Origin of the sequence: Phaeobacter sp. CAU 1743 (genome assembly GCF_039839315.1) — a bacterium.
Lineage (GTDB): Bacteria > Pseudomonadota > Alphaproteobacteria > Rhodobacterales > Rhodobacteraceae > Phycobacter > Phycobacter gallaeciensis_A.
The window spans coordinates 58,890-66,202 of sequence record NZ_JBDOQR010000015.1 but is presented as its reverse complement, the minus strand read 5'-3'; the positions used below and the strand labels follow the sequence as shown (position 1 = coordinate 66,202).

The 7,313-nt window shown below is 63.9% G+C and carries 6 protein-coding genes; all 6 read right to left on the bottom strand.

From position 1 onward, the window contains the following. Positions 1-119: 119 nt before the first annotated feature. The 6 genes from ftsH to AAFO90_RS08345 all read right to left on the bottom strand — a co-directional run bounded on the left by ftsH (position 120) and on the right by AAFO90_RS08345 (position 7,306). Positions 120-2,033 carry an ATP-dependent zinc metalloprotease FtsH gene (gene ftsH, locus AAFO90_RS08370; RefSeq protein WP_065272678.1) on the bottom strand — a complete coding sequence of 638 codons (1,914 nt, stop codon included), beginning with the start codon at positions 2,031-2,033 and terminating at the stop codon, positions 120-122. Positions 2,034-2,108: 75 nt separating this feature from the next. After that, positions 2,109-3,362 (bottom strand): tRNA lysidine(34) synthetase TilS, encoded by a 1,254-nt coding sequence (gene tilS / locus AAFO90_RS08365; protein WP_347509085.1) that lies wholly within the window; start codon positions 3,360-3,362, stop codon positions 2,109-2,111. Continuing rightward, a complete protein-coding gene (ybgF, locus tag AAFO90_RS08360) occupies positions 3,359-4,204 on the bottom strand; it encodes a tol-pal system protein YbgF (protein ID WP_274827734.1) in 846 nt (281 codons plus the stop codon). Before ybgF ends, tilS begins: the two co-directional genes overlap by 4 nt. Before the next feature lie 4 nt (positions 4,205-4,208). After that, positions 4,209-4,715: a peptidoglycan-associated lipoprotein Pal gene (pal, locus tag AAFO90_RS08355; RefSeq protein WP_065272677.1), complete on the bottom strand. Its 507-nt coding sequence runs from the start codon at positions 4,713-4,715 to the stop codon at positions 4,209-4,211. 108 nt (positions 4,716-4,823) lie between these two features. Then, complete coding sequence (tolB, locus tag AAFO90_RS08350; protein WP_347509084.1) at positions 4,824-6,164, bottom strand: Tol-Pal system beta propeller repeat protein TolB; 1,341 nt, start codon at positions 6,162-6,164, stop codon at positions 4,824-4,826. Beyond that, positions 6,161-7,306 (bottom strand): energy transducer TonB, encoded by a 1,146-nt coding sequence (locus AAFO90_RS08345; RefSeq protein ID WP_347509083.1) that lies wholly within the window; start codon positions 7,304-7,306, stop codon positions 6,161-6,163. The genes tolB and AAFO90_RS08345 overlap by 4 nt, the downstream gene beginning before the upstream one ends. Between the last annotated feature and the right edge of the window lie 7 nt (positions 7,307-7,313).

Below are 7,313 nucleotides of genomic sequence, written 5' to 3'. Positions count from 1 at the left end.
ACAGCTGTCCGGCGCCCCAGCGCCACCCCCACCCCAACCGGCCCGGTCCAACCAAATGCCCACTGCTGCAAAGAAAAAGACCCGGTCAAAGACCGGGCCTTTCACATTCAGGGAGCGCCTCAGGAAGACGGTTCCGGCTCCATGCCGCCCTCGGGCGGGGTTTTCTTCGGCTTGGCCTTGGGCACTGCGGTGACCGAGGCACTACCCTGATCGGTGTCGTCGCCTTCATCCTCGCCTGAATGCGGCGGTTCGCCACCCATGACGCGCTTGATCTCATCGCCGGTCAGGGTTTCGTACTCGAGCAGACCCTGCGCCAGACGTTCCCATTCGTCGTGATGATCGGTCAGGATCTTGAAGGCGCGATCATAGCCCATCTGGATGAACTCGCGTACCTCTTCCTCGATCAGCTCCTTGGTATGGGCGGAAACAGAGAAGCCGGTGGTGTTGCCACTGTAACCTTCGTGCGCCTCGGCATAATCGATATTGCCGACCTTTTCGGACATGCCCCAGCGCATCACCATGGCGCGGGCCAGCTGGCTGGCCTGCTGGATATCGCCGGCCGGGCCGTTCGACACGTGGCCTTCACCGTATTTGATGATCTCGGCGGCCTTGCCTGCCATGGTCATGGCCAGCTTCTGCTCGCATTCGTCCTTGTGCCAGTTCAGGCGATCCATCTCGGGCAGGCTCACCACCATCCCCAAGGCACCGCCCCGCGGGATGATCGTCGCCTTATAGACCGGATCACACTCGGGCAACTTCAGGCCGACAACAGCGTGACCGGCCTCGTGATAGGCGGTCTTTTCCTTCTGGTCCGCCGTCAGCACCATCGAGCGACGCTCGGCGCCCATCATCACCTTGTCCTTGGCGTTCTCAAAGTCCTCCATGGTGACAAAGCGGCGGCCGACGCGAGCAGCCATCAGCGCAGCCTCGTTCACGAGGTTCGCCAGATCCGCACCAGAGAAGCCCGGGGTCCCGCGCGCGATGATACGCATATCCACATCAGGGCCCAGCGAGGTCTTGCGTGCGTGCACGCCGAGGATCTTTTCGCGGCCCTTGATGTCGGGGTTACCGACGGTGACGTTGCGGTCAAAGCGGCCCGGACGCAGCAGCGCGGGGTCGAGAACGTCCTTTCGGTTGGTCGCCGCCAGGATGATCACGCCTTCGTTGGCTTCAAAACCGTCCATCTCGACCAGCAGCTGGTTCAGCGTCTGTTCGCGCTCGTCGTTACCGCCGCCATAGCCTGCGCCACGATGGCGGCCCACGGCGTCGATTTCGTCGATGAACACGATGCAAGGCGCGTTCTTCTTGGCCTGTTCGAACATGTCGCGCACACGGGATGCACCGACACCGACGAACATTTCAACAAAGTCCGAACCGGAGATGGTGAAGAAGGGCACGCCTGCCTCGCCCGCAATCGCGCGGGCCAGCAGCGTCTTACCAGTACCCGGAGGGCCCACCAGCAGCGCACCCTTGGGGATCTTGCCACCAAGACGCGAGAATTTCTGCGGGTTGCGCAGGAATTCCACGATCTCTTCCAGCTCTTCCTTGGCTTCATCGATACCGGCAACATCGTCAAAGGTGACGCGACCGTGTTTCTCGGTCAGCATCTTCGCCTTGGACTTGCCAAAGCCCATGGCGCCGCCTTTGCCCCCGCCCTGCATCCGGTTCATGAAATAGACCCAGACACCGATCAGCAGCAGGAAGGGCAGCAATGTGATCAGGAACGACTGGAAACCCGACTGCTGCTGCTTTTCAGCCCGCACCGGGATGTTGTTCTCGATCAGCATCGAGGTGACTTCCGCGTCCCCCGGCTTGATGGTGACATAGCTCTGGCCATCGGATGTGGTGAAGCGGACCTGCTCCCCGTCAAGGGTGACGGTGCTGACCTGCCCGCCTTCGACGGCGGCGACAAAGTCGGAATAGGTGCGCTCACGGCTCTGCATGGTGCTGCCCGACCCGCTGAACAAATTGAACAGCGCGAGGATCAGCAGAAACAGAACGACCCAGAAGGCGATATTGCGTGCATTACCCAAGGAAAATCTCCCAATATTCGAGGCGACGCGTAGATCGCCCACGTTGCGCTTAAAATAGGGAACATTCGGTCAGGTTCAATGCGATAAAAAGGATGCAAAGAACTCTTCTTCGCTGCAGGTCAGCTCTGCCGTACATCCCGGCGCCGGTCTCACCAGCGGTGCGGCAACCAGATCGGCCCCGCGCCACAAAGCAGGGGTGACCTCCAGCACTGGTCCCGGCAGACCGGTTTCCCGCCAATCCGGACAGAGCTGCAGCCCCTCTGCTCCGAGGGCACGCACCTTGCAACCATCTGATTTTAAGCAACTAATTTCCCATTTCCCATCCCAGACCTGCCCAATTTCCGCGATCTGGCCACGTAAGGCCTGCGCTTCGCGGCAGATCCAGACACGGCCCCGGCGGCACAGGATGCGCCCACCAGCAAGGGTGGCCGAACCGCCGGTACGGGCGGTTTCCAGCGCTGCCATCATCGGCGCGCGCCGCGGCGGATAGGTGCCGCCAGAAACCCATTGCAGCGCCGCCCGCAGCAACCGGTGGGCAATTTCATCCGGCAGTCCCGCAAAATACGCCCGCTCTACCGCCACAGCGCCCGCCTGAAACGAAAATCCCTCCTGCGCCGCCGATAGTGCATAGTGATCAAGCGTTTGCCGCGCCTGTTGCATATTTTTTGCAACAAGCGACAGCGCCTCGACGCTCAGCCCCAGTTCTTCAAGCATCGGCAGGGCCTGACGCAGCCGTACGCGGTCGAATCGCCTATCCTCATTTGACGGGTCGTCGACCCAAGGCACACCTTCGGCGCGCAGGTAATCACGCAGTTCGTCCCGACGCAAAGACAAGAGCGGACGCAGCAGCGTCAGATCCTCAAGCTGCCGCACGGCGGACATTGCTGACAATCCATCCACGCCAGAGGCCCGCGTCAGCCGCATCAGCACGGTTTCCGCCTGATCGTCTGCCGTATGACCCAGCGCCAGTGCGGCGATGCCTTTTCTACGCGCCCAATCCCGCAGCAGACCATAGCGAGCCTGCCGGGCCTGATCCTGCAGATTGCCCGCGCCGGGTCCCTCGGCCCAGTGCAGAATATCGTGTGAAAGTCCAAGGCCCGTGGCCAGCGCCGCAACGTCTTCAGCCTCGGCGGCCGAGGCTGCGCGCAATCCGTGGTCCACCGTGACCGCGTAAAGCTGCACCCCTTCGGGTGTCAAAGCGCGGTGTAGGATGTGAAGAAGCGCAACCGAGTCGCTCCCCCCGGAAACGGCAACCCCCAGCCGCTCTGGCAGGGGGTGTGGGATCTGGGCGCGAACGCCTGCAATGATATCCGCCGCGTCTTGCGTCAAGAACAGCCCAGCGTGGCCATCTCCGCCTCGGCACGGGCCACCGTATCATTGCCGGGGAACCGTGCGTTGACTTCAGAGAGGGTGATGCAGGCCTGATCGCGCTGGCCCAACCGGCCAAGAGCGGCACCCAGCTCGAACAACGCCTCGGGGGCCATCGGGCCAACCGCATCGCCGGTAAAGGACGCCAGATAGGCCCGCGCCGCCTCACGCGTGTCGCCCAGACCATCCATCGCCTTGCCGCGATGGAAATCGGCCTTTGCCGCCAACGGGCTGCCCGGATAAGCGGCATTGAAGGCCGCGAATTTCTCGGCGGCGTCCTGATAGCTGCCTTCGTCCAGCGCCTGCTTCGCGGCATCGAAATCGGCGCGCTCGCCCACCGCCAACTCGCTGGCATCACCCGGCACAGGAACCGGTACAGAAGTCTCGATGCTTGCCGCCTCGGTGTCCCCGCCCAGCGTCGAGGTTTCACCCAAGGCACTGATGTCGCCGCCTTCCAGTTCGACCAGACGGAACTCCAGATCGCCAATGCGGTTGGTGCCATCGGCAACGATCCGGTTGATGCGGTATTCCAGCTGTTCGGTCTGGGCGGTCAGGCGCTGCAGCTCGGTTTCGATCGCCTCGACCCGGTCCAGCACGGAGCTGCCTGCCAGATTGGTGGCAGGTGCGCCGGTGGTGGACAATTCGCGCGTCAGACGCTGGATTTCCACGTGCAAGACGGTCAGCTCCTGCCGAATATCGGCAAGGGTCTGCTGGTCCTGCGCTGCTGCGGGCAGCGGCCCGAACAGCGCGGCAACGGCGGCCGAGGCAATCAGGGTGGCGCGGATCCGGCGGGGCAGCTGCATCGCCTTACCCCGTCAGGCCGCTGGCCAGAACGGTCACGGCGCGGCGGTTCTTGGCATAGCAGCTTTCGGCCGAACAGATCTCAAGCGGGCGTTCCTTGCCGTAGCTGACGACCTGGATCCGGTTGCCTGCAACCCCTTGGGAAATCAGGAACTCCCGCGCCGAATTGGCCCGACGCGCGCCAAGCGCAAGGTTGTATTCCCGGGTGCCCTGCTCATCCGCGTGGCCCTGGATCGTGACGTTGTAATCGGTATTGGTCAGCAGCCAACCCGCCTGCCCGCGCAGGACCTCTTCGGCGGCAGGCGACAGGCTGGACTGATCCACCGCGAACAGCACCCGGTCACCGATGGCCTGCTGGAAATAAGCCGGGCTGGTGGGGTCTGAAACCGATCCCGCTGCACCGGCGCCCGCGCCGCTGCCATCGCCGAACCTGGTGTCGTCCCAGGAGGCGTTGCTACAGCCAGCAACCCCAAGGGCTGCGACCACCAGAAGTGCCTTTTTGAAACCGCTCATGCTCATTCCCTACCCCTTTACGTTTCTTGCTGGCAGCCTACCACATGTCGGATCAGGCAGCCATGCCGGTATTTATGCCCCGTTGACCATCGCGTTACGGTCCGGGCCTCAGTTCTGCAGCGGCGACCAGGCCGGATCCGATGCCCCGTCGGGGGTGCGGACCGGCTTCAGGTTGCGCCCAGTGATATCCACCGAATAGAGCAGCGCCCGGCCGCTCGCCCCCTGGGTTTCGCGGGTGAACATGATCACCCGGCCATTGGGCGACCAGGTCGGCCCCTCATCCAGGAAGGACGCCGTCAGCAGGCGCTCCTCGCTGCCATCGGTGCGCATGACGCCGATATGGAAACGGCCTTTGCTTTGCTTGGTAAATGCGATCAGGTCGCCCCGCGGCGACCAGACCGGGGTGCCATAGCGCCCGGTGCCAAAACTGATCCGCCGCGCCGCGCCGCCCGCTGCGGGCATCACGTAGAGCTGCGGCGCGCCAGAGCGGTCGCTTTCAAACACGATCTGGCTGCCATCCGGCGAATAAGAAGGCGCCGTTTCGATCGACGGTGCGTTGGTCAGGCGGGTGCGTTTTCCGCTGGCGATATCCATCGTGTAAATGTCGGTATTGCCGCCTTGGGACTGTGAATAGACCACAGTGCGCCCATCGGGGGCGAAACGCGGAGCAAAGCTCATGATGCCATCGTCCGCCGACAGGATGCGGCGCTGCACCTTACCCACGTCCAGCACGTGGATCTGCGGAAAGCCGGTCTCGTAACTGGTATAAAGCACCCGGTCGCCGGTAGGCGAAAACCGCGGCGCCAGCACGATGGCATCGCTGTTAGTCAGATACTGCACGTTGGCGCCATCATAATCCATGATCGCCAGCCGTTTGCGGCGGTCGTTCTTTGGGCCGGTTTCCGAGACAAAGACCACCCGGCTATCGAAATAACCGCCTTCGCCGGTGATGCGGCTGTAGACGGCATCTGCCACCTTATGCGCCATGCGTCGCCAGCCATCGGTGGTGCCGGAAAACTGTAACCCACCGCCAAGCTCGCCTTCGGAGAAGACATCATAGGCGCGGAAGCGCACGGTCAGACGCTTGCCCTTGACGCTGACTGCGCCGGTGATCAGAGCCTGCGCATTGACGGCCTTCCAATCGGCAAATTTCACAGCGTCGTCAAAGGCGGCAATCTTGGAAATATGCGCCAAGGCCGGAACCTCGCGGAACAGGCCAGTGCCGCTCAGATCCGCAGCCACCACCCGGGCAATCTGCGCCGCGTATTCGCGCGCTGCCGGGTCGTCTGGAATGAAATCGGGCACCGCATAGGGCAAGGGCTCGATCACGCCCTGATCGATCTCGATCCGCAACGGCCCGTTTTGCGCCAAGGCAGATCCGTTCAGCGCCAGAACGGCGCCGCAGAATGTCAGGCCAATCAGAGCTAGGCGTGCCAGATAGGTCTTCATTTGATCCGCATCCTTTCGGGATTGAATGTCATCTCAATATCACGCCATTGCGCATATTTTTCAGGGGGAAGTTGAAATCCTCGTGAACCGCAGCGGATAATTGCCCGCCGGGCGGCCTCATATGCCTGTTTTGCCGCCGTTGCCGATCCGCCGGTGCTGGACAGCATCCGGATCGAGCCGCTGTCGGGTTTGCCATCCTGCGCGAGGGAAACACCCACGACCACGGTGGTCTTCAGCGCCTCGGTCGATAGCGAGCCGACATTCCAGCATTGCGACACCGCGACCCGCAGGGCGTCTTTTTCGCCCGAGGTCAGCGGCGGGCCAGAGGGTTCCGGCGCCTCCACATCCGCGCCGCCGGACAGCGCAGCGGCAAGCGCATCCTCCACAGCAGAAGGGTCCACCTGCGGCTGGGTGTCTTCGGTCTCAACCGGCGTCGACGCCGCTTCAGGCTCCGGTTCCGGCGCCGCCGCGCGGCGTATCGGGCGCCCACGGGGCCGCAGGGACTGCTCGGGCGCGGTCACGGTCTGCTCGTCGCTTTCGTTCTCTTCGGTCACGATACGGTCGCTGGCGGCCTCGGGGGCGGTGGCCTCCTGGACTTCCTGCTCTGTCTCGGCGCCAACGTCGGGGGCGACTTCGGGCTGTTCGATCTCATCCACTGCCGTGTCCGGCTCGGGCGGGGCCACCGGCACCGGGGCGACCCGGTCCACCGGGCGCTGCTGCTGTACCTCGGGCTGCGGCGCCACCAGCGCCGTTGTCTCTGGCGGCTCGGGCACGCCGGGCGCCGTGTCCGGCACCTCGGGTTCGGCAGGTTCCGGGGGCTGTTCAGGCGTTTCTGCCACCACCGGGTCGGGAACTGGCGGGGACAGGGGTTCGGGTGTGGGGGGCTCCGGCTCTGGCCGCTGCTGTGGCGGCAAGGACACCTCCGGCGCGGCACTTTCCTGCGGCGGCTGCAGCGTGCTGGCCTCGGGCGCCACCTGCGGCGCCTGCCGCGTCTGGCTGAGGCGCTCGAATTCCTCGGCGCTGATCAGAGAGACCTCCTGCACCTCGAACGGCAACGGCTCGGACGGGAACCAGGCGCCAAATGCGACCCAGCTCAGCAGCAGCCCATGCCCCGCAAGAGAGATCTTGGTTCCGGTCTGCACGCGTCGT

What these genes read in the sequence shown, in the direction of transcription:
- pal (WP_065272677.1), bottom strand. Translation starts at nt 4,715, where the DNA reads ATGAGCGGTTTCAAAAAGGCACTTCTGGTGGTCGCAGCCCTTGGGGTT.
- ybgF (WP_274827734.1), bottom strand. Translation starts at nt 4,204, where the DNA reads ATGCAGCTGCCCCGCCGGATCCGCGCCACCCTGATTGCCTCGGCCGCC.
- tolB (WP_347509084.1), bottom strand. Translation starts at nt 6,164, where the DNA reads ATGAAGACCTATCTGGCACGCCTAGCTCTGATTGGCCTGACATTCTGC.